At 69.8% G+C, this 22,768-nt stretch carries 15 protein-coding genes; 4 read left to right on the top strand and 11 right to left on the bottom strand.

Features of this window, described 5'->3' with window-relative positions:
• Positions 1-25: 25 nt before the first annotated feature.
• Positions 26-1,546 (top strand): hypothetical protein, encoded by a 1,521-nt coding sequence (locus WMF46_RS17930; protein WP_437986716.1) that lies wholly within the window; start codon positions 26-28, stop codon positions 1,544-1,546.
• Positions 1,547-1,630: 84 nt separating this feature from the next.
• Here the strand turns inward: WMF46_RS17930 and WMF46_RS17925 are convergent, their stop codons facing one another.
• The 9 genes from WMF46_RS17925 to WMF46_RS17885 form a co-directional block, all read right to left on the bottom strand.
• On the bottom strand, positions 1,631-2,494 hold the full coding sequence (locus tag WMF46_RS17925; RefSeq protein WP_437986715.1) for a hypothetical protein: 864 nt from the start codon (positions 2,492-2,494) through the stop codon (positions 1,631-1,633).
• A 210-nt stretch (positions 2,495-2,704) separates the two neighbouring features.
• Positions 2,705-3,094, bottom strand: coding sequence for a DUF4150 domain-containing protein (locus WMF46_RS17920; RefSeq protein ID WP_272095087.1), 390 nt, complete (start codon positions 3,092-3,094; stop codon positions 2,705-2,707).
• A gap of 9 nt (positions 3,095-3,103) precedes the next feature.
• Entirely contained in the window at positions 3,104-3,757 is a 654-nt protein-coding gene (locus WMF46_RS17915; protein ID WP_437986714.1) for a DUF3540 domain-containing protein, read from the bottom strand.
• Positions 3,758-3,767: 10 nt separating this feature from the next.
• On the bottom strand, positions 3,768-4,877 hold the full coding sequence (locus WMF46_RS17910) for a pentapeptide repeat-containing protein (protein WP_437986713.1): 1,110 nt from the start codon (positions 4,875-4,877) through the stop codon (positions 3,768-3,770).
• Positions 4,864-7,527, bottom strand: coding sequence for a DUF2169 family type VI secretion system accessory protein (locus WMF46_RS17905; protein WP_437986712.1), 2,664 nt, complete (start codon positions 7,525-7,527; stop codon positions 4,864-4,866). Before WMF46_RS17905 ends, WMF46_RS17910 begins: the two co-directional genes overlap by 14 nt.
• Positions 7,528-7,570: 43 nt before the next feature.
• A complete protein-coding gene (locus WMF46_RS17900) occupies positions 7,571-9,970 on the bottom strand; it encodes a type VI secretion system Vgr family protein (protein ID WP_437986711.1) in 2,400 nt (799 codons plus the stop codon).
• 152 nt (positions 9,971-10,122) lie between these two features.
• A complete protein-coding gene (locus WMF46_RS17895) occupies positions 10,123-12,066 on the bottom strand; it encodes a DUF2169 family type VI secretion system accessory protein (protein ID WP_437986710.1) in 1,944 nt (647 codons plus the stop codon).
• Positions 12,067-12,245: 179 nt separating this feature from the next.
• Positions 12,246-13,760, bottom strand: coding sequence for a flavin-containing monooxygenase (locus WMF46_RS17890; RefSeq protein WP_437986709.1), 1,515 nt, complete (start codon positions 13,758-13,760; stop codon positions 12,246-12,248).
• A 167-nt stretch (positions 13,761-13,927) separates the two neighbouring features.
• Complete coding sequence (locus tag WMF46_RS17885; protein ID WP_437986708.1) at positions 13,928-16,246, bottom strand: nitric-oxide reductase large subunit; 2,319 nt, start codon at positions 16,244-16,246, stop codon at positions 13,928-13,930.
• A 207-nt stretch (positions 16,247-16,453) separates the two neighbouring features.
• Between WMF46_RS17885 and norR the strand changes: the two genes are divergently transcribed.
• From norR to WMF46_RS17870, 3 genes are all read left to right on the top strand, one after another.
• Positions 16,454-18,013: a nitric oxide reductase transcriptional regulator NorR gene (gene norR / locus WMF46_RS17880; RefSeq protein WP_437986707.1), complete on the top strand. Its 1,560-nt coding sequence runs from the start codon at positions 16,454-16,456 to the stop codon at positions 18,011-18,013.
• A gap of 109 nt (positions 18,014-18,122) precedes the next feature.
• A complete protein-coding gene (locus WMF46_RS17875) occupies positions 18,123-18,533 on the top strand; it encodes a VOC family protein (RefSeq protein WP_437553290.1) in 411 nt (136 codons plus the stop codon).
• Between the two features lie 185 nt (positions 18,534-18,718).
• Positions 18,719-20,038: a PQQ-dependent sugar dehydrogenase gene (locus tag WMF46_RS17870; RefSeq protein ID WP_437987905.1), complete on the top strand. Its 1,320-nt coding sequence runs from the start codon at positions 18,719-18,721 to the stop codon at positions 20,036-20,038.
• A 21-nt stretch (positions 20,039-20,059) separates the two neighbouring features.
• Here the strand turns inward: WMF46_RS17870 and WMF46_RS17865 are convergent, their stop codons facing one another.
• Together WMF46_RS17865 and WMF46_RS17860 are read right to left on the bottom strand one after the other, a co-directional pair.
• A complete protein-coding gene (locus tag WMF46_RS17865; RefSeq protein WP_437986706.1) occupies positions 20,060-21,451 on the bottom strand; it encodes an extracellular catalytic domain type 1 short-chain-length polyhydroxyalkanoate depolymerase in 1,392 nt (463 codons plus the stop codon).
• A 225-nt stretch (positions 21,452-21,676) separates the two neighbouring features.
• Complete coding sequence (locus WMF46_RS17860; RefSeq protein WP_437986705.1) at positions 21,677-22,747, bottom strand: alpha/beta hydrolase family esterase; 1,071 nt, start codon at positions 22,745-22,747, stop codon at positions 21,677-21,679.
• Positions 22,748-22,768 lie beyond the last annotated feature (21 nt).

Raw genomic sequence — 22,768 nt, 5'->3', positions numbered from 1 at the left:
GCAGACTCCAGCGCCTCGATCACCTATGCCGCACAAATTCTGCGTCGCCGCGCCGTTTGCGCTGGCGTCCGCCTTGCTCCTCCAGGCCGGAGCCGTCCGCGCGTCGGGCGCGCTGGAGATCACCGGCGCTCCCACGAGCGCCAACGGGCTGAACGCACGGGCGCTCGCGCGGGGACCGGAAGCCGCGTTCTTCAACCCGGCGCTCCTGCCGTACGCGCCCGCGACGACGCAAGCGGGCTTCTTCGTGCTCGTCACGCACGGCGACATCACCCTCGCCCCGCGCCCCCCTGGCATCGACGTGCCCGAGTCGGTGTACGATGGCCAGATCCGGAATCCGGACGGCTCGACCTCTCGGCTCACCCACCGGCCCTTGCCGGGGTCGAAGCTCCCGAGCCCGCGGGATGACACGCGCGACCGGCAGACCAACACGTACGCGACCCTCGGGTTCGTGCGTCCGCTCTACGAGGACCGCCTCGTCCTGGGCTTCTACGCCCTGCTGCCGCTGAAAAGCTTCCAGGAGCAGCGGGCCTTCTTCGCCGACGAGCGCGCGCAGTACTTCTCGAATCGGCTGGAGTTCGAGCTGCTGGGAGATCGCTTGTCGGTCACCAGCCTGGCCGTGTCGATGGCTGGCCGGATCACCCGCTGGCTGTCGGTCGGGGCGGGCGTCGACGTCACGATCGGCACCAGCGCGCGGACCGCCGTCCACGTGCCCGACGCGAGCGACCAGCGGACCGCCCTCATCAACCCGGACGTGGAGGTCGAGAGCGTCTTCGCTCCTTACTTCGCCTTCGCGACCAGCCCGGCCCCCTGGCTGCGCCTCTCGGCCACGCTCCACCTCGCCTCGGCGTCGGACACCGACGGCGAGAACAGGATCCGCTTCTGGAACGCTACCTATCCGGAGGGCGAGACCTCGGTCCCCCAGGCCTATCGCTTGACGCTCGGCCACCAGCCGACCCGCGTCGGCGTCGGGGCCTCGGTCATGGGTCCGCCGAGCGAGGACCGAGGGGGCGAGCGCGCCGCGCGCTCGAAGGACCCGGCGCCGCACGCCTGGGAGATCGGCGCGCACGCGCTCCTGACGCGGTGGTCAGAGTACCGCGATCGGCACGCGGAGACCCCGCCCGACCCGTGGTCGAGCACGGTGTCCGTGGGGCTCGGCGGCGCGGTCGTGCTGGGGACCCGCAGGCTCTCTGCCGACGTTGCCTTCACGCCGTCTCCCGTGCCCGACCAGACCGGCAGGACCAACTATGTTGACAACGCGCGCCTCGCGGCCAGCGCCTCGTTCGAGACGCCTGTGTCGCTCTTCGGGGCCAACTTCGGCGTGGGAGCGTTCCTGCACGGCCAGCTGCTCTTGCCACGGGAGGTGTCGAAGAGCCCGTCCGCCAGGAACCCCGTGATCGACGAGGTCCCCGACAATTTGGTCGACATCGTGAGCGGCGAGCCGCTCGACGGCGTGGAGGGGCTGCAGACGAACAACCCAGGTTATCCCGGCTTCTCCAGCGGCGGCTGGCTGGCCGGCGCCGGCTTCGTCCTGCGGCTGCCCGAGTGAGCAGCGCAGCGAAGCCGGCGTCCTCTCGATCGGAGTTCCGGAGGCGCTCGGTCACGCGGGGCGCCGCGACCGCCGGGAGGGGCTTTACTGGAAGAGCGTGTCGGCCCTTTCCTTGATCCAGGCGCAATCCGCGTCATCAGGGGTACGGACCATCACGAAGGTGCTGTTGCACGCCTCCGGATCGGGATACGTCCTCGAGGCGGCCATGGTCGCCTTCAGGCTCGGAGGATCCGTTTCGAGCACGCTCTGCTCCGACACGAAACCGAGCCGACCTTCGATGCGATCGGTCGCGACCGCCACGCCGTCGAGCTCGGTCCGCGCCCGCTCGGCCACGTACACCGACCCGTCGATGAGCCCCTGGAGCTGAACCGTCATCCCCGGGTGCCCATCCTCGTCCTGATCGACGACGCGGGCGTCCTCCGGATCCGTGGGCAGCTCGTCCTGCTCCGCGTTGTCGAGCGCCGCGCCGACCACCTCGTAGAGGGGCCCGAGCTTGTAGCGGAGTCCCCCTTCGCTCACCGCAAACGTGCCCTCGCGCGTCACCGGCACGAGCGCCTCGCGGAAGCTGTCCGGAATGACGGCGTGCACGATCGCGTCCGGGTCCTCGGTGTAATGGTCGCAATACGTGCCCTGCCAGGAAATGGCATCTCCGTTCTGCTGCTGCGTGACGAGCAGCACGCTGACGATGCGCGTCTGGAACGGCGGGAGACCCTGCGCCTGGGTGAGCTGCGACCCGATGGCGCGGTACGCCCACGTGCCGGAGACATCGGTGACCTCCGGCGCCGCGGCCTGCGCGCAGCCCGGCGACTCCCCGCCCGCACCTCCCGTCCCTCCGGATCCCGTGCTCGTCGTCGCGCCCGTCGTCGTCGCGCCCTCGTTGTCGGCAGGATCCGATCCGCAACCCAGGAGGGGCAAGGTAAGCAATCCAACGAACAGGTTGTACCTCATTCAAAGCTCCATGCATCGCCGGCCCGCGCGTCGAGGCGGCCGTAAGGAGGACCGCCTTCGGTCGTCCAAGGCCAGCTCGTCTGCGTTAGGACGACCGGCGCGGTTGTTAGCATGAGCGCGCGCTGGAGGTGCACCGACGCGCCGGCTTCTCGCGACGAGCTCGTCGACCAGCCCCCGCCGGAGGTCTACGCGACAGGCGGCCGAGATCCGTCAGGGGGACAGGATGAGCACCTTGACCTGACTCGGCACGATCCGCATTCCGGGGCAGTTCGTGGAGTTCTGCAGGCTCATGCTGGTCAGCCGGGTGGCCGGCATGCCGCCGACGAGGCAGGTGAACGCGGCGGTGATGTGGCGGGACGGCCCCATGACCGAGCCGGACGCGACCCCCAGGGCGACGCCGGGCTGATCGCCGACGGAGATGAGCTGCGTCGTCAGCAGGTTATGCGCGGGCGCGCACATGAACAGCACGTTGTACGCGGCCGGCGCGCTCACCGGGCCAAAGGACATGTTCGGATAAGGGATCGGGGCAGGCACCGGCGGGGTGAGGCACACGTCCGGAAACCCCAGGTTCATCCCGCCCATCTGCGTGTTCGCGAACATGATGCCTCCTCAACCCAGGTGGATCTGCTCGCCGTCGATCTTGACGAGCTCCTGCGCGGTCACCAGCGTGTTCTCGCCGCGCAGGCTCATCGTCTTCTTCGCGACGTAATCGACCCGCTCGGCCCGGAGCTGCTCGAGCTCCTCGACGGTGCGGTAGGAGCGCTTCACCCGCTGCGAGAGCCGCTCCAGCACGGAGTCGAGGCTCCCGGCGAGGACCTTGGCCTTGCTGATCTCCGCGCGAAGGAGCGTCCCGACGAACGAGAGGTGTTGCAGCGCGACGTTCCCGTCGACGGCGTTCACCGAGAGGCCCGCCGAGACCACCGCCACCTCCTTGGCCGAGACCAGGCCGATGCCGTCCTGCGCGGCGACGCCGAGGCGACCGGCAGGCAGCTTGATGTTCAGGTCGCCGTCCGCGACGATGCTCCCGGGCGCGCCGTCCTCCCGCTCCAGCACGGAGAGCACGTAGCAACGCCCGTCGGTCGCCACGGCGACGAGCACGAGGTCGCCCGCCTCGGGCTCGAGGAGGCACCCCTTGGCGCGCTTCGCCCGGAGCTCGCCCGCGTCGGTCTCCACGACGAGCGCCGCGCCGTCGGCGCGCACCACGGTGCCGAACTCCTGAGTGACCAGAGCCCTGGGCTCCTGCTTTCTCGCCAGACTGCGCATGATTCCCTCGTCAACGTGTAGACGTCTCGACACCCACGGCCGGAGGCTCCGAGCTCCCCCGGCCGCTGCTCAACACCCGTGATTGCCACTGCTCCGCCTCGGCGAGATCCGCGTCGTCGCCGAGGGCGGCCGCCCGGCTGGACCACACGGCCCCTTCGTCCTTGATCCGATGGAGGCGCGCTCGAAACAGGGTCGCCCTCGAGAAGTCGCCGGCCGAGACGTCGGCGTGGGAGAGGTCGGCGTACGTCAGGTTGGCGCCGTTCCAGCGCGCGCCCGTGCACGCGGCCCGGGTCAGGATGCACATCTCCAGGTTGGCGCCGGCGAGGTTGGCCTCGATGAGGCGAGCGCCCACGAAGACCGACTCCCTGAGCACGGCCCCGGCGAGGCTCGCGCGGGTGAGGTTGGCATTCACGAAGAGCGCCCGGCCCGCGAGCGCGCCGTCGAGCCTGGCGCCGGAGAGGTTCGCGTCCTTGAAACCGCACTGCGTCAGCGTCGCGCCGGAGAAGTCGCAGCCGCTGAGATCGGCGCCGGTGAACTGCGTCATCGTGAACGACATCCCGCGCAGGTCCTGGCCCGCGAGCTTCCCCTCCACGAGCACGGCGAGCTCGAAGACGGCGCCGCCGAGGGTCGCGGTCGAGAGATCGGCGCGCACGAGCGCCGTCTGCTTCAGCACGGCGCCCGAGAGGTCGATCCTCTCGGTCCGCGCGTCCAGGATGGCGGCGCGGTCCAGGTTGGCGCGCGCGAGCCGGGCGCCCGAGAGGCTCGTGTTGATGACGCTCGCGAGGGTCAGGTCTGCTCCGCTCAGGTCGATCGAGGAGAGATCGCCGCCGGTGAGCTGCGCTGCGATCAGGGAGGCGCCGTCCAGCTTCGCCCCCGTGAGATCACAGTCCACCATCGCCGCAAGGTGCAGGTTGGCGCCGGACAGGCGCGCGCCGCTGAAGCTACAGCCGGTGGCGGTCGACTCCTTCAGCCGAGCGCCCGAGAGATCCGCGCCGGCGAAGCTCACCTTGTCGAAGATCGCGCCGGAGAGGTCGGCGCCCGAGAGGTCGACGCCCGAGAGGTCGACGTCGGAGATGATCTCGCCGCCCTGGATCAGCTCGACAAGATCATTTCTGTCCATGGTTCTCCGGCGGCGCGACGAAGCGCACGTACTTCACATTGGCCCCCTTCAGGCTCGTCGCGGCGTTTCCGCGCATCTTCGCGGCGTCGACGCGGAACAGGTTGGCCCTCTCGAAGCTCGCGTCGTCGACCTTCGCCTTCTGCAGCACGGCCTCCATCAGATCGATGCCGGACAGCGAGGCGCCCGTGAGGTCTGTCCGCGTGAGCATGGCGCCCACCGCGACGGCGCGATCCAGGCGAGCGCCCGTGAGGTCGCACTCGCTGAGATCGGAGCTCCGCAGGTTGGCCTCGGTGAAGTCGCTCCCCCTGAGGCAGGTGCCCCGAAGGTTGGCCTGCTCGAGCGAAGCGCCGCGGAAGTCGGCGCCGGCGAACGACGAGCCCGCGATGATGCGGATGTTGTCGAGCCTGGCGCCGCGGAAGACGGCGCCGTCGCCCTTGCCGGTGATGAACACCGATGCGCGGAGGTTCGCGCCGCGAAAGTCGACGCCCTCCACGCTGGCCTCGATGAAGGTGCACTGCTCGAGGTCTGCGCCGGCGAGCTGGGCGCCGGAGAGGTTGGCGTTGATGAGGACGAGGTTGCGCGCGGTCACGCGGCTGAAGTCGGCCCCGTCGAAGGTCGCCTCGGACAGGTCGGCGTCCGACAGGCGCGCGCCGGTCAGGTCGGCGCCCGACAGGTTGGCCTTGGCCAGCACGGCGCCGGTGAGGTCGAGCCCGCCGCCCATCTTCACGTCGGAGAGGTTCGCTCCGCCGAAGTTCGCGCCGGCAAGGTTCGCCCCGGTGAGATCTGCGCCGAGGAGGTTGGCCTTTGCCAGGACCGCGCCGGCGATGTTCGCGCCGCACAGCCGGGTGCCCGTGAGGACCGCGGCCTCGAGCAGCGCGCCCTCGAGATCGATGCCCGACAGGTCGAGGTGCGAGAGATCGGCGCCCGTGAGATCGCGCCCCGCGAAGCTCTCCCCGGCCCGGTGCCCGGCGATCACCTCTTCCCGCACGCGAGCGGCCTCCTCGCCGCCCAGGCGGGAGGCCGCCGGGTAGTGGTGCGCGAACTTCCGGTAGGCAGAGCGCATCTGCTCCTCGACCTCGAACAGGCGCGCCGCGAGCTCCGGATCACCGAGCTGCGCCTCGAGCTCGGGCCACTCGACCCCGCCGTTCCGCGCCATCTGGGCGACGTCCTCGAGCCGATCGAGCTCCTTCCTGGCCGAGAAGCGGGGCGGGCCGCCGGCTTCCTTCTGCCGGTCGCCCATGATCGTGTCGTAATCGAATCCGTGCTTCGCGCACTCGGCGCGCGCCCTCTGCTCCTCGGCCGCGCGGCGCGCCTCCGCCTCCGCCTTGACCTTCTCGGCCTCGGTCATCGCCCGCTCGACGTAGGCCGGCAGCTCGTCCAGGCTAAGCTCGAGCACGTCCTCGTCCGGCGGCAGCGGCGCGACGAGCGGCTCCGGATCGAGCCCCTGCGCGCGGATCTTCGCCTTGAGCTCCTCGACGTCCCGCTCCATCTTGGAGCGGGCGCGCTTCTGCCAGAGCCGTTCCGACTGGAGCAGCCTGGTCATCTCCGCCTGAGGGTCGTCCGGCAGCGGCCCCGCGCCCGGCTCCGGAGGCGGCATCAGGTCCGCGTCGCGCAGCAGGAACAGGTGCCCTTTCTCCTTGTCGAGTCGCTGGGCCATGACGGTTCGGTAATGCTCGCCCGGCCTGGGCTCGCCCATCGCCTCGCAGGCCGCGACGATGTGGAGCACGTCGGCCGCGTCGTCTTCACGGATCTTGAGCGCCCCGCGATAGACGAGGATCCCGCGCTCGTGGTGGGGGAAGAGCCGGACCGTGTCAAGGCGGGTCGCGATCTCCCGGAAGGACTCCCCCTCGCCGGTCTTCTGGTTGATGAAACACCGCGTCGCCACCCCAGGCAGCGCCCCTTCGATCCGGGGCTTCCCAGGGTGCATGTTCTCGATGACGAACGCCTCGTCGCCCCGGAAATACCCCTCGATCTGCTGGTCCGGCGGCGCCGTGTTGAAGAAGCTCCAGTCGAGGTCCCTGGCGAGCTCGGGGAAACGCTCCTTGAGCCACGCTTCATCATACGTCCCGACCTTGGAGAAGCGCTGTGGCCAGGTCGGATCGTAACCTCCGAACCCGGCGGGCGGGGGCCGGTCGCCGGGCGACCGGACGAGGCGGCGCGGATCCTCGATGTTGGGCAACGGATGGACCGAGCCGCCCTCGCCACGCACCGGCGCGAAGCCTTTGCCGAGCGGGTTCGCCGCGTAGCCCTCGCCGCCGAAGGCGTTCTGCCATGTGATCGGCATCTCGGCGAACGGCTCCGGATCGGTCATCCCCAGGAGCTCGAAGCGGCGGTCTCCGACGACATAAAGCGTCTTGTCGATCGCCCCGAGCTGGACCCGCACCGAGCACGCGGCGCGCGGCACGGCGCCCGCGGTGAAGCAGCGGCCGTTCACGAGCAACTCTCCCCGGAGCTTGGGCATGCACTCGTCGAGGATGGCGTCGCTCCCGAGCTCCGCGCCGGCGAACCTCCAGAGGCTCTGCTCGTAGAGCAGGCGCCTCGGCGCCTCGAACGGGAAGAAGACGAGGAGCGTCACGACGAGGTACGGCTCGCCGTCGTTCTCGAACACCTTCGTGAGCAGCCCCAGCCGGTTCGGCTTGATCGTCTTCATGAGGTTCGCAGCAGGCTCTCGCGGTCTTCTGCTGGGCGCCGCGCTAGTGGAACATGTGGATGAAGGATTGCCAGACCTGAGCCCCCGTCGAGGTCACCCTCGCCCCAGCATGCCTGGTGACCGTCACCGCTGAGCTACCCAGCTCGACGCCCTTCTGCCAGACCTCGAGGTAGTTTTTGTTGACCACCAATTTGGCGTTCTTGACGTTGAGGCCGAGGACCGCCTCCGCCTTCACCCCGACGATGACATCCAGCTTCACCCCCGCGACCAGCTCCGTCCTTTGCGGGGCGACGACGTTCAGGGTGCCGTAGCCGTACGTGAAGTTGAACAGGCCACCTTGGGTCTTTTGAATTCTGAGGCCATTGATCTCGCGATAGTCGGATTTGGCCTTCGCTCTGAAGTGCTCTGCCTGGATAATGTAGTCACCCTTCGCGATGTGCTCGACGTTGCCGCCCGGGATGTCGACCTTCCAGCCATCGTTGAACTTCTGGTCGTGAAGGCCGGTGGTCTCCTCGTACCGGCCGCCCGTCGTCACCTTCGTCTCGTGATGGCCCTCGTACCGCTCCGTGACCTTCCCGTGGACGGTCGTCTCCTCGGTGCCGTGCTCGGATTTGCGCAGGTTGGTGACCGTGGTGGTCTGGGTGTCCAGGTATTTTTCCGTGACGGGCTTGGTGACCGTCTCGTTCTTCGTGTCCTTGTAAATCTCCGTGACGGAGCCGGTGACGGTCTCGCTCTTCGTGTCCTTATAAATCTCCGTGACGGAGCCGGTGACGGTCTCTTTCAGATAACCGCCGACCTCGATCTCCATTTGATCGCCGACGTCATCTTTCCTCCATGTGCCCGTCTGGATCTCGAGCGACTTGCCCGTCTTGATCAGGGCGGTGCCGTCCGTCCTGGAGATGAAATTGTGGTGATCGTTGGGCGCGCCCATGCGCAGGATCGTGTTCTCGGTCGGTGTGCTGACGGTGATGCGCTGCGAGCCCGCCTGGTCCTCGAGCTCGATGCGGTTCCTGCCACCGGTCTGGATGACGTTCCTCGTCCTGTTGGCCGAGGTGACGGGGCTCGGCGTGAGCGCGTTGGGGGCGACGCCGGCGATGACGGGGCGGTCCGGATCCCCGCCGAGGAAGGTGCACATCACCTCGGTGCCCTTGCGCAGGGGGAAATGGAACCCCTCGGTGCCGCCGCCGTGCGGCTGGAGCATGCGCACCCAGGTCGAGGCCTTGCCGCCCCGGAGGTCGCTCTCGTCGAAGCTCAGCTTGACCGCGTAGCGACCGTGCTGGTCGATCTGCGCGTACTCGCTGTCCGCCGCGCCGTCGACGACGGCGTGCTCGGTCCCGTAGATACGAGGCCACGGCGTCCGCTGCGGCGCCCGGTACTGGACGGTCGAGGAGACGGCCTTGACCTCCATCCGATACACCTCGTCCCAGGTGAGCCCGATGATCTGCATCAGCTCCGGCGCCCAGCCCGTCTGGTTGCCCCAGTGCTCGACCTCGGTGGCCAGATAGACGGTATTGAACGCCGGCCTCGGATGCTCTTCGAGCTCGAACGTGTACCCGGGGCGCATGGTGAACGCCGCCCCGGTGCCGTGGTAGACGACCTGGCCCGCGAGCAGCTCCTGCGCCTTCACGGCCGCGAGGCGGCTGCCCTCGGCCGGCGTGAAGAAACGCGCGCCGTGGACGCTGATCTCGCCGAGCCCCTTCGCCGCGACGGGCGCCCTGCCGGAGATCTCGATCGCGGGATTGTTGTAATCATAGTCGCTCATGCGGACCCTGGACGGCATCGACGTGTGCCGGCACGTGAAGGTCCAGAGCACCTCTCCCTTGGCCCTGTGCTCGCCGAACTGCGGGACGTACCGGACCGCCTTCTGGCCGAGCGGGACGTGGACACCCTTGTCGTCGGTGATGATGAGCGTCTCCCCGTCGTCTCCTTGCTCGAAGTAATAATAGAGCCCCTCGCGCTCCATCCACCGCGAGATGAAGTCGAAGTCGCTCTCGCCGTACTGGCACACGTGCTCCTGCGGCTTGTAGCTGCCGATCAGCCTGAGCTGGTACTCCGAGACCCCGGCGCCCGAGAGCACCGTCTTGATGATGTCGGGCACCGTCTGGTCGGTGAAGACCCGGCTATGCAGGGACATGGTGAGCTTCCAGAGCTGCGGCACGAGCACGGCGCGGAAGACGGAGCGCTCGCCGAACGCGTGGATGAGCTCCACCGTCGCGAAGATGCCGTTCACGAGGAGGGGAGCCCCGCCGTCCGGCGGGGAGAGACGGAGTGTCGCCTTCGTGCCCACGGCGTCGGCGAGGTCGAGATCCTGGCCCACGTAGTTCGTCATCACGAGATACATCTCGAAGACGTACGGCTTTGACAGCCCCTCTGTCCCTCGAAATCCAATGACCCGCGTGGCGGCAGGGAGCGCGCCGGCGCTGACGGTGAACGCATCTTGCATGGTTGTAATCCCCGTTGTCGGTGCGCGTTAGCTCCTGGCGCCGGAAGGACGTCGACTGTAGAGGCGATTCCTGGAAAGCAAAGCGATGATTGCATGCCACGACGGCGCGGCGCCGTCGTGCGATCTGCACACCTGACGTCGCATCGCGCGGATCATCCGGCCTGCGCCGCTGGAGAATTGCTGTCCTCGGGCTGCCGCGGCGCTCCTCGCAGCGTCGCGATCTCGGCCTCGACGTGCGCTCTCAGGCGCGGATCGCCGGCGAGCCGCCTGGCCCAGAGCCGCTTCATCTGCGCCCACACGGTGCGTCGAATGGCGAGCGGATCGAGCGCCGCGGCCGCACCGTCGCGCTCGGTCGCGACGACCAGCCGCGCATAATCGGTCGGATGCACGACGCCGCGGATGGCCTCCCAGGCGGCGAGATAGGCTGCGTCGAACCGATCGCGGAGCGGTCGCTCGCGGCGTCGGGCCTCCTCCGCCATCGCCTCTTGCCATCGCGCCTCGGCCTGCTCCCAGCGCTCATCGGAGAGGCCGTGCGCGCGGAGCACGTCCGCCCGGGGGACCGGCCGCTCCGCGAGCTCCGCCGCGACGATCGCGCACCGCTCGACGCTGACCTCATCGCCTTCGCCCAGCGGCGGGAGCGGCCCCACGGACGCGGAAGGCGCCCGCGCGGCGCGCTCGCCGGACCAGGGCGCCCCAGGGATCGGCAGCTCGGGCGCGACGCGCGGCGGAAGCGGCGGCGCGGCAGGGAACGGCGTCGCGGGCTGACCGGTGGCCCGCGCCTCGTCCTCGCTCGACAGGAGCGTCGTGCTGGTGAAGATGGCAGGGATTGGATCTGCGACCGGCCCAGGCTCGTCCTGCTCCGCCGGCGCAGGGGCTGCAGGCCCGAAGGGGAGCGCCGGCGCGCGCATCGACGGCTCGTCCGGCTCCACGGGGAGCGCGAGCGTTTGAAAGAGTGACGCGGCGGACAACGGAGGATCGACGAGCTCGACGTCCTCTGCGGAGAGGCTGATCGGCAGTTCCGGGGCGAGCCGCGCCTCGCCCGCCCCGCTGGGAAGTTCCTTGATCCGGGCGGTCTCCTGGGGGCCCAGGCGGAGGGAAGGCGGATGCGCCGGCTGCGCGCGCTCCTGCTCCTCGAGGCGCACGTCGGGCCATGCGATCTCCTCGCCTTCGATCTCGACGCCGGCCACGATCCGCACGGACGCGAGGGCGTCCTCGCCGGAGACGGGGAAGACCCGGCGCCACACGACCGTGCAGCGCTGCTCGACGCCGTCGATGCGAAGCGTGTCGGCGTTGAGCTCGAGCACCTCGCCGTCTGCCGCGGCGGAGTCGGCGAGCCCCCGGATCCGCGCCACCCCGCGCGCCCCGGGCAAGCGCATCTGAAGCCGTGGAGCCGCCGGATTCACGTGCTCGAGCACGATCCACTCATCGCCTTGCAGAAATGCGATCCGCTGGTCCGCCGGCGCCGCCTGGAAGTACGACCAGTCGAAGCCCGCGGGGATGTCGGCGTTCGGCCCCTCGAGCGCCTTGCGAGGCGTGCTGCCGAGCAGCCGACGGCGCACCGGCGAGGCGTGCGCGAGCGGCGCGAAGCCAGCGAGGCGTGCGGGATCCTGGAGGTCGAGGATGCTGGCCGGGCCGTCCATCGGCTCCCCGTCGAACGGATTCTCCCACCCGTTCGCGCCGCAAACCGCCCTCTCGTACACGAGGGGTATCTGCCGGAAAGGACCCTTGTCGCGGACGAGGAGGCGCTTGTCGAGCACCCAGCCGCCCGCGCTGTAGACCGCGAGCCGCACCGGCAACGACTGGACCTCGGTGCCGCGCGGCGCGTGTGCGTCTCCGGTGAAGACCACATCGGCGCGACCGAGGTAGGGCGCGAGGTCCCCGCTCCAGCGGATGCTCCGCGCCGGGTTTTTGCCGTGGTGGACCTCGGCGCGGAGGATCTCCTGCGGATCGGTCCGCCACATCACCGAATCGATCGCGAAGGCGAAGCTCGCCTTGGCGATGACGGTGACGTAGTGCCGGCCCTGCGTGCGCCAGGCGATCGCGGCGGCCGCGGCGCCTTGCAGCGGCGTCACGGAGCCGCGCAGGAGCGCGCTCATGATCGTGCTCTCCGACGGCCGCTCCCGGCCATGGCTCGCCTCGGCACCATGAATCGCCTCCCGCGTTGAGTACCCTCGCTTGTGTTAAAAGCGCGCGGCAATCTCGCGATCTATCTGTGACAGCAGCGCCGGCGCACGGCGCATGGCAATGGCGGCTCGCCAGCGGCGCGCGCCTCCGGTCAGGCCTCCACGCGCCGAGGACGCTCCGCGCTCGCGGGTTCGCGGCGCGGCGGCCGGCCCTCCCTGGAAAAGACCAGGGTGCCGTCCTCCACCGGGCCGAGCTTCATCGCGAGCAGATCAAGCACGTAGTTCTGGCGGAAGTACCACGGCGCCTTCGATCCCTGCTTCGGCAGGTGATCCACCGAGCGCCGCACGTAGCCCGACGTCAGGCCGAGCAGCGGCCGAGGATCGAGGATGGATTCGTCAGGGCGCGGCAAGCACTGCCGGTAGCCGTGGCGATCCATGTGGTTGAGCAGCCGGCAGACGTACGTCGAGGCCAGCTCGGCGCGGAGCGTCCACGAGGCGTTCGTGTAACCGAGGCAGAGCGCGAAGTTCGGGACGCCGCCCAGCATCAACCCCTTGTAGATGAACGACCTGCCGGGCTCGAGGACGTCACCGTCGACGGCGAGCCGGATGCCGCCGCAGAGCAGCAGCTCCAGGCCCGTCGCCGTCACGATGATGTCCGCCTGGAGCTCCTTGCCCGACTCGAGCAGGACGCCGTTCTTCGTGAAGGTCCGGATGCTGTCGGTGACCACCGAGGCGCGCCCCTCCTTCACCGCACGGAAGAGATCGGCGTCCGGCACGAGGCAGAGGCGCTGATCCCATGGATCGTAGCGAGGGTTGAAGTGGGTATCGATGTCGAAGTCGGGCGGCAGATGCCGGGCGACCCCGCCGCGGAGCATCCGCCTGGCCAGCCGCGGCGCGCGCTGGCAGACCTGGTAGATGAGCAGGCTGAGCGCGACGTTCTTCCAGCGGGCGACGCGGTGGGCGATTTGCTCCGGCAGGTGCTCGCGGATCGCGTTGGCTATCGGGTCCTCCGAGGGCAGCGAGGCGATGTACGTCGGCGAGCGCTGGAGCATCGTCACATGCGCCGCGTCGGCGGCCATCGCGGGAACCAGCGTCACGGCCGTGGCGCCGCTGCCGATGACGACGACGCGCTTGCCCCGGTAGTCGAGATCCTCCGGCCACTGCTGGGGGTGCACGAGCTGTCCCTGGAAGTCGTCGCGCCCAGGGAAGCTGGGCGTATACCCGCTCTCGTAGCGGTAGTAGCCGCTGCAGACGTACAGGAAGCTGCAGGAGTAACGGGCGCGCTCCTCGCCTGGGCCGACGTCCACCTCGACGGTCCAGCGCGCCTGCTCCGACGACCATGACGCGGCTCGAACCCGGTGATTGAACCGGATGTGCCGGTCGATGCCGAGCTCCCGGGCCGTGTCGCGCACGTACTCGCGGATCGACGGCCCGTCCGCGATCGCCTTGGCCTCCTTCCAGGGGCGGAAGGAATAGCCAAGCGTGAACATGTCCGAGTCGGAGCGGACGCCAGGGTAGCGGAACAGGTCCCAGGTACCGCCGATCGCGCTGCGCCCCTCCAGGATCGCGTACCGCTTGCCGGGGCAGCGCGTCTGGAGGTGGTAGCCGGCCGCGATGCCGGAGAGGCCGGCTCCTACGATGAGAACGTCGAAGTGCTCGGTGGACATGCTGGGTTCCCGGGGGCGAGCGCCGTGGCGCTCCAGGACCCGAGCATAGCGTGGCGGATCAAGGCTGTGCTCGACGCCACGCGCACATTTCGGGGCGCCGCGCGGCGCTGCGGCGAGCAGGCGCGCCAGCGGACTGCCGGGCGCTGGCGCGCGGGTGGCGCGGTTGATCAGACCGCCGGAGCGCCGCTCGCAGCCGGCGCGGCCATCCCTGCCGCCTCACCTTCGGGCGCGGGCTTCGCCGAGGCAGCGCCCGCCGGCCGGCGGGTGAAGAGCCCCGCGACGAACCCCACGAAGGCCAGGACGCCGACGATGAACAGGGTGTCTCCGACGAGCCGCATCCAGCGCAGCGCCTCGAGGACCGGCTGCTGCATGAACTCCGCGCTCCGCGCATACCACAGCCCGCGCTCGACGCTGGCCCACGCCTGCGCCAGCCCGATCGGCAAGAGGCTCAGGAGGATCATGAGGCCGAGGCCGCCGTTCATCCCCCAGAACGCCACCCGGAGCCGCGCCTCGTTCCACACCGCGTCGGGGCGCAGGCGGCGGAGCATCACCAGCACGAGGCCGAGGGACAACAGCCCGTAGACGCCGAAGAGGGCGGCGTGCGCGTGCACGGGGGTCGTGTTGAGGCCCTGCATGTAATAGAGCGCGATCGGCGGGTTGATGAGGAAGCCGAACACCCCAGCGCCGACGAAGTTCCAGAACGCGACGGCGACGAAGAACTGGATGGGCCAGCGATAGGCCTGCATCCACGCGCTCCGGTGCTGCATCTGCCAGGTCTCGTGCGCCTCCATCCCCACGAGGACGAGCGGCACGACCTCCAGGGCGCTGAAGCTCGCGCCGACCGCCATCACCGAGACCGGCGTGCCGCTGAAGTAGAGGTGGTGGAACGTGCCGGGGATGCCCGAGATGAGGAAGATGCAGGTCGACAGGAGCGCGGCCCGCGCCGCGCTGTCGGGCCGCACGAGCCCGAACCGGGTGAACAGGAACGCGATGGCCGCGGTGGCGAACACCTCCATGAACCCCTCGACCCACAGGTGGACGACCCACCAGCGCCAGTACTCCATGACCGACAGGTGCGTCTTCGCGCCGTAGAACAGCCCCACGCCGTAGAACATCCCGATCGCGACCGTCGCGCCGGTGAAGAGCAGCACGATGTGCCGGCTCATGTCGCGCCGCGAGAGCGCGGGCCAGAGCGCGCGCAGCATCAGGAAGAGCCAGAGCGCGAGGCCGCCGAAGAGCGCTATCTGGAAGGCGCGGCCGAGGTCGACGTACTCGTACCCCTGGTGCCCGAACCAGAACGAGTGCTCGAGCGCGAAGCGCTGCTTCACCGACAGCCACTCTCCGGCGAGCGAGCCGAAGACCACGAGGACGAGCGCGCCGAAGAGGACGTTCACGCCGAGCCGCTGCCCCTTCGGCTCGCGCCCGCCCACCGCCGGCGCGAGGAACAGCCCCGTCGCGAGGAACGCGGTCGCGATCCAGAAGACGCCGAGCTGGACGTGCCAGGTGCGCGTCACCGCGTACGGCAGGTAGTCCGCGACCGGCAGGCCGAAGACCTCGTGTCCTTCCACCGTGTAGTGCGCGGTCAGGGCGCCGAGCGCGACCTGGAGCACGAGTAGCGCGACAACGACGAGGCAGTACTTCCCGACGGCCCGCATCGACGGGGTGAGCACCCACCCCGAGAGCGGGTCGCTCGCCGGGGCGGCGGCGGCCGGCTCCTCGGTGCGGCGGAACGCGTGGTACCAGACGAGCGCGCCGATCCCGGCGAGCAGCAGCACGATGCTGACGATCGACCAGATCACGTTGGCGGCCGTGGGGACGTTTCCGACGAGCGGCTCATGAGGCCAGTTGTTCGTGTAGCTGGCGCCGGTGCCAGGGCGCTCCGCGGCCGTGGCCCACGAGGTCCAGAAGAAGAAGGCCGTCAGCTTGTCGCGCCGCCCGGCGTCGGGGACCGCGCCCGTGTGCAGCGCGTAGCTCTCGCGCAGCCCGGTGAGGCTCGGCTCGTCGCCGAAGAGCGCGCGGTAGTGCGCCGCGGTCTGCTCGATCGCCAGCGCGCGATCCTCGGAGACCGTGAGCGCGCCGGTCGCGGCGTCGTAGCCGTTGTGCCGCATCGTCCGCTGGAGCCGCGCCTTGAGCGCGGCCTGCGCCTCGTCCGGGAGCGCCGCGAACGCCGCGCCGTGCTCTCGCTGGCTCCAGAGCGCGAGCTGCGCCTCGGCCTCGCGATGGAGCCAGTCGGCCGACCAGTCCGGCGCCTGGTAAGCGCCGTGCCCCCAGACGCTGCCGACCTGCTGTCCGCCGATGCTCTGATAGACGAGCTGGCCGTCCAGGATATCGTCCTTCGTGAGCAGCACCCGGCCGGCCGGCGTCTCGACCCGCTCCGGGATCGGCGGGGCCTTGCGGTACACCTCCCGACCCATGAAGCCGAGTATCAAGAAGCCAGCGGTGATGACGGCGGCGAGCGCCAGCCAGAGTCGTCGTAGGTTATGCATAGCGACCTCGTTGTTCGCGTGAGCCCACGGCGCGCCCGCGCCTCCGCGGCGCGACCTCGAGGGCTCCGGTCGTGACGACCGGCCCTGAAGCAGCCGGCGTGCCGCTGCCGTGCGCCCCTTCGTTTCGTGCCTCCAGGCGGGCGATGTTGCGGTTTTCGCAACATCCGTTCGTTGTCAAATCGACAACAACGTTGTACAATCGACAACATGGTGAAGCCGAACCTGGAGGCGCTGCTGTCGGTCGCGCTCGATCTCACGACGTCGCTGGGCGCCGAGGATCGGTACCGGCGCCTGCTCGAGGCGGTGCGGCACGTGGTGCCGTGTGATGCGGCGTGCCTGATGCGGTATCAGGACGGCGTCCTGGTGCCGCTCGCGGCGCACGGGCTCGCGCCGGAGGCGCTGGGGCGCACGTTTTGCACGAAGGCGCACCCTCGGCTCGACCTCCTCTGCCACGCCGAGGCGCCGGTGCGCTTCGCGCCGGACACCGAGCTGCCGGATCCGTTCGACGGGCTGCTCGCGTCGGACGCGACAGCGCTGGCGCACGTGCACGCGTGCCTTGGCTGTCCGCTGCGGGTCGAGGGCGCGCTCATCGGGCTGCTGACGGCCGACGCGCGCGACCCGCGGGCCTTCGAGGGGGTCGACGCGGCGACGCTCTCCTGGCTGGGCGCGCTGGCCGGCGCGGCGGTGCGCACGAGCCAGCTCATCGACGCGCTCGAGCACAGCGCCGAGCGGCTCGGCCTGGTCGCCGACGATCTCCGGCGGGCGGCGGAGCGGGAGCGGGGCGCGAGCCTGCTCGGGACGAGCCCGGCGATGCAGCGGCTGCGCGACGAGATCGCGCTCGTGGGGCCGTCGGATCTCACGGTGCTCATCACGGGCGAGACGGGCGTGGGGAAAGAGCTCGTGGCGCGCGCCGTCCACGCGGCGTCGGGGCGGCGGGGCGAGCCGCTGCTCCACGTGAACTGCGCGGCGCTGCCCGAGTCGATGGCGGAGAGCGAGCTGTTCGGGCACGTGCGCGGCGCGTTCACCGGGGCGGAGCAGAGCCGGCCGGGGAAGCTCGAGGTGGCGGACAAGGGCACGCTGCTCCTCGACGAGATCGGCGAGCTGCCGCTGTCGATCCAGCCGAAGCTGCTGCGGGCGCTGCAGGAGGGCGAGGTGCAGCGGGTCGGCGCCGATCGGTCGCTGCGCGTCGACGTGCGCGTCGTGGCGGCGACGAACCGCGATATCGAGCGGGAGGTGGCCGAGGGGCGCTTCCGGGCCGATCTGTTCCACCGGCTCAACGTCTATCGCCTCGCGGTGCCGCCGCTGCGCGAGCGGAGGAGCGATATCCCGCTGCTCGCCGGCCACTTCTGCGACGAGGCGCGCGCGCGGCTCGGCGTCGGGCCTGTGCGGCTGACGAAGGCGGCGCGCGAGCTGCTCGCGGGCGGCGCCTGGCCGGGGAACGTGCGCGAGCTGGAGAACACGGTGTTCCGGATGGTGCTGCAGGCGTCGCGGGGCGTGCCCCGCGGGGCGCCCGTTGTCGTCAAGCCGGCCCACCTCGGGGTCGACGTCGCCGCGGCGCCGGAGCCCGCGCCGCGCGAGGACGGCGCGGAGAAGGCGACGCCCGCTGCGGCGGCAGCGCCGCTGAACGAGCAGGTCGACGCGTTCCAGCGCGGGCTCATCGAGCGGGCCGTGGCGCAGCACGACGGCAACTGGGCCGCCGCGGCGCGATCGCTCGGAATGCACCGCAGCAACCTGCACCACCTCGCGAAGCGGCTCGGGCTGCGCTGAGGCGAACGGGGACGGCGAAGGGCCGGCGTCGCGCCGGGGCCTCCGGGTGGGGTATCCTCGGCCGCGCGCGCCGGTCCCCTACCCCGGCGCCGCCGCGGAGGCTCTCCCCATGTTCAAACGCATCGCGCACGTATGTCTCAACGTGAGGGATCTGCAGCGCTCGGTCGACTTCTACGGCAAGCTCGGGTTCGCCACCAAGTTCAGCTTCACCCGCGAAGGCGCGCCGTTCGGCGCTTACCTCGAGATCGCCGACGGCAACTATATGGAGATGTTCGAGGACCGGAACCTCGGCGAGGTGGTCAATACCGGGATCGCCCACTTCTGCCTGGAGACCGACGACATGGACGCCGTGATGGCGACGCTGAAGAGCCGCGGCGTCCCCTTCACCGAGAAGAAGCTCGGCTGCGACAACACGTACCAGATCTGGCTGGCGGACCCCGACGGCAACAAGTTCGAGGTGCACCAGTACACGCCGACCAGCACGCAGTACACCGGAGGGGTGATCGAGGCGGACTGGTAGTCGGCGCAGGGGCGGCAGCCGGGGTCGGATGGAGGGGCGCTCCCCCGTCTGCTCGTGGCGAGAGGAGGCGATCGGCGGGCTCATCGGTCCAGAGGAGCGGTGGAGCGGTGGACAGAGGAGCAGCCGAATGGCAACCCGAGTCCATGGACAACCGAATCTCAGGTCGCCCGTGGGCCCGGCGTGGGGTGGCTCAGGTGCTCTTGGTCGGCGCCGGCGCGGGCGCGCTGGCCTCCTGCTCACCCAAGCGCGCCGAGGTCACACCGCAGCCGGCGCCTACCGACAGGATCCTCACCGGCGCCGACGCGCTGGGCGACTGGACGACGGACGCGCCGGGCGTGAAGCGCAAGATCACCGTCGCCGACCTCCCCGCGCCCAACGAGGGTGAGTCGGTGACCAACAGCCCGAACAGGGCAGAACGTCCAGCCGGTGTGTTCCCCAAAGTCCCGTCGGGATTCACCGTCACCGAGCTCGCCACAGGGCTGGAGAAGCCGCGCGTCGTGCAGGTGGCGCCGAACGGCGACGTGTTCGTGGCCGAGAGCGCGGCGGACCGGGTACAGGTGCTCCGGGATACGGACGGCGACGGCAAGGCCGATGTCCGCAGCGTCTACGCCGAGGACCTGAACCGCCCCTTCGGCATCGCCTTCTATCCGGCCGGCACCGACGCGCCGACGCACGTCTACATCGCGAACACCGACAGCGTGGTGCGGTTCCCTTACAAGGCGGGCGACACAAGGGCCAGCGGCCCGGCCGAGGTGCTGGTCACCAACATCCCCTCGGGCAGGGAGGCCGTGGGCGGCGGCGGCCACTGGACCCGCGATATCGTCTTCAGCAAGGACAACCAGCGGATGTTCGTGTCCGTGGGCTCCCGCTCCAACGTCGATGACGACGAGGACGAGATCCGGCGCGCCTGCATCCTGGCCTTCACGCCCGACGGCAAGAACGAGGTGCTCTATGCGTCAGGCATCCGCAACCCGGTCGGCCTGGCCATCGAGCCGGCGACGGGCGCGCTCTGGACCAGCGTGAACGAGCGCGACGAGCTGGGCGACAACCTGGTCCCCGACTACGTGACGCGCGTGCAAGAGGGCGGCTTCTACGGCTGGCCCTGGTACTACCTCGGCGGGCATCAGGATCCGCGGCACGAGGGCAAGCACCCCGAGCTCCGGGACAAGGTCATCGTGCCTGACGTGCTGATCCAGTCGCACTCGGCCTCCCTCGACCTCTGCTTCTACACGGGCCAGCAGTTCCCGGCCGACTACCAGGGACACATCTTCGCGGCGGAGCACGGCTCGTGGAACCGGTCGCGGCGCACCGGATACAAGGTGATCCGCATACCGGTCAAGGACGGCAAGGCGGCGGGATATTATGAAGACTTCATGACCGGCTTCGTCACGAGCACCGGCGACGTGTGGGGTCGTCCGGTCGGCGTCGCCGTGGCCAGGGACGGCGCGCTGCTGGTGACCGACGACCAGAGCAACACCGTGTGGCGGGTGGCCTACGGCAAGTGAGACCCTGGTCTTCGCGCGCGCTCAGCGCGGGCGGCGCTTCGGGCGACCGAGCAGCAATCCCAGCGCCGCGAGGAGGAGCCCCGCCTGGGCGCCGGAGTCGCTCGCGTCGTTGCCCACGGCGCAGCTGCAGCCGGAGCTGGAGCTTTCTCCTTCTGTCGAGTCGCCGGTTCCCGAGCTGGCGTCCTGTCCGTTCGCCCCCCCGGACGCGGTGTCCATCGCGCCGCCGCTGCCTGCGCTGCCGCCTGAGCCACTTCCCATGACCCCGCCCGCGCCTCCGGTCCCGGGCTCGCCACCCGCGCCTCCGGTTGCGGCCTCGCCCCCCGCGCCTCCGGTTACGGCCTCGCCACCCGCGCCTCCGGCTCCGGGCTCGCCCCCCGCGCCTCCGGTTCCGGCCGCGCCGCCCGCGCCTCCGGTGTCGCTGCCGCCGGGGACAGCGCCGGGACAAGCTGCCGTCTCTGGATCCTGACCACCGGCCCTGTCGAGGCCGAAATACGCGGCGACGGCAGGTCCGTCGAACGGCACAGAGTGCCCGACGCCGTCCATCGAAAAGGCCTCATAGACCGTGTAGCCGCAGGAGCTCTTCCAGGACTGACGCGTGGTTCCGCGCTTCGGCGTGTCGGTCCCGCTCGGGGTTTCGCTCAACCCCAGGAGGTTCGTCCACTCTTTGACGTCTTCAGCCATGTTCTTGTAGCTGAGGATCGTGTCGGCGGTGCCATGCCAGTGCTGCAGGCGCGGGCGATGGCCGGTGTAACCGGGATAGTACGAACGAACGAGGTCTCCCCACTGCTGCCCGGTCTTCGTGACGTTGCCGCCCCCGCAGGGCCCGCTCCACTGGGCCGAGCTCCCCGTCCCGGTGACGTCGTTGTAGCCCTCGGCCCAGCAGCCACACGGAACGCCCATGAGCGACACGCCGGCCATGAATACGTCGGGGTACACACCGAGCAGCGCCTCGGTCATGATGCCGCCGGATGACCCGCCCACCGAGTACACGCGGCCCGCATCGCCGCTGTACTTGGCGAGCGTGTATTTCACCATCTGGACGATGGCCCCCGTGTCGCCGCCGCCGCCATGGGCGAGCGATCGCGTCGATCCCGCGTCCCAGCAGTTCTGCCCGGTGGCCTCCGGGAAGATCATGATGAAGCCACTGGTGTTCGCGATGGACACCAGGCTCGACATCTCGCCGAACGTCCCCTGGCCATTTCCCTGGCAATGATGGGGAGCGACGACGATGGGAGGCTTGGTCGCCAGCTTGTCAGGCACGTAGATGTACATGTTGACATAGCTGGGCAGGCCGTCCGCCCCCCATTCGCTCTGGTTGACTTTTTGCAGCGATGCCCCGCGCGCAGGCAGCGCAACGAGCAGCGCCAGCGAGAGCGACGCGAACCCGAGGACGTGACTTTTGAATTGGTCCATCGAACAGAGACTCCATGTCAACGACAGCCTGGCACGCGAGCCAGCGCCGCTTTGTTTCGCGCACTCTAGAGCGACAGACGGGTTGAAACCCCGAGAAAAAGCAGAAATTTCACAGGGAGCCGAGGAGGCGGGGAGCGAGAGATGGCGGGTAAGGAGGGGTCTTTTCTTCCTCCCCGCCTCCTCGCCTCCCTGTGAAAGTCTCAGGGTTTCAACACGATTGGTGTTCTAGAACTGACTCAGGAACGCCCACACTTCCTCGGGCATCCACGACATCTGCTTCCCGGCGTCGTTCGGCGACGGGGTATGACCGCCGTCGTAGTCACACCAGCGGGTGGGGTGCCCCGCCGAGCAGCCCTTGTAGTCCGAGCAGGCGTGGCCACCTCTGGGCGCCTTGGCCAGGGCCTCCACCATGCATCCATTTTGCTTGGCGAAGAAATCGCTGTTGGAGGTCTGTCCGGCTCCGCCGCTCTCCTGCTGACCGAGCGAAGACATGAAGGCGACCGGCTGACAGCTCGCCGGCCGGGGGAGACCGCCGCCGGAGTGCACAACCGTGGCGCGGTAAACGTCCGGGCGCGCGCAGGCCAGCGTCCACGCCATGGCACCCCCCTGGCTGAAGCCTTCGAGCTCGATGCGCGAGGTGTCGATGCAGAGATCGCCCGTGACCTGCTTGAGGATGTCGTCGACGAAGGTCACATCGTCGGCTGTCCAGAACCCGCCGACAGCGTCGGGCGCGATGAAGATGGTGCTCCCTTCGGAGAGCGACCAGAGCCCGAAATAGGACGGCGCAACCTGGCCGCTGTTGCCCGTGGCCCCGTGGAAGGAGAGAATGAGCCGGTACGGGTGGCCGTTGTCGTAATCGTCGGGGACGCGCAGGGCATACTTGCGGCTCGTCCCGCCGCTCTGCACGGTGCCAGCGCCGTTCTGGAGCGTGCGCATCTTGCCGCAGCCTGCGGACTTCGCCGCGTCACCTCCACCGCCGTCCCCGCCGTCCCCGCCTGTCCCGGCGCCGCCCGCGCCGCCCGTTCCACCCGAGCCCGCTCCACCCGAGCCCGCTCCACCGGCGCCGGCGGTCGCACCGCCGCTACCGGCTGCTTCGCCGCTGCTCGTGCCACCGGAAGCGCTGCTTGACCCAGCGGTCACGCCGGTCGACGCCCCGCTGGCGGCTGACACGCTCGAGCTGCCCGCGCCCGCAGCTTGTGCCGCGTCGCCGCTCTCGTCGCCGCACGCCAGCATCGCGACGCTCGAGAGCAAACAGAAGACATGGAAGCGACTGACGGCTTTCTTTTCGTAGTGCACAATGCCCCTCTGGTTGCGTTA

Source organism: Sorangium sp. So ce117 (assembly GCF_051524395.1).
In the GTDB taxonomy this organism is placed as follows: Bacteria; Myxococcota_A; Polyangia; order Polyangiales; family Polyangiaceae; genus Sorangium; species Sorangium cellulosum_B.
This window is presented reverse-complemented; position numbering and strand designations above follow the sequence as displayed.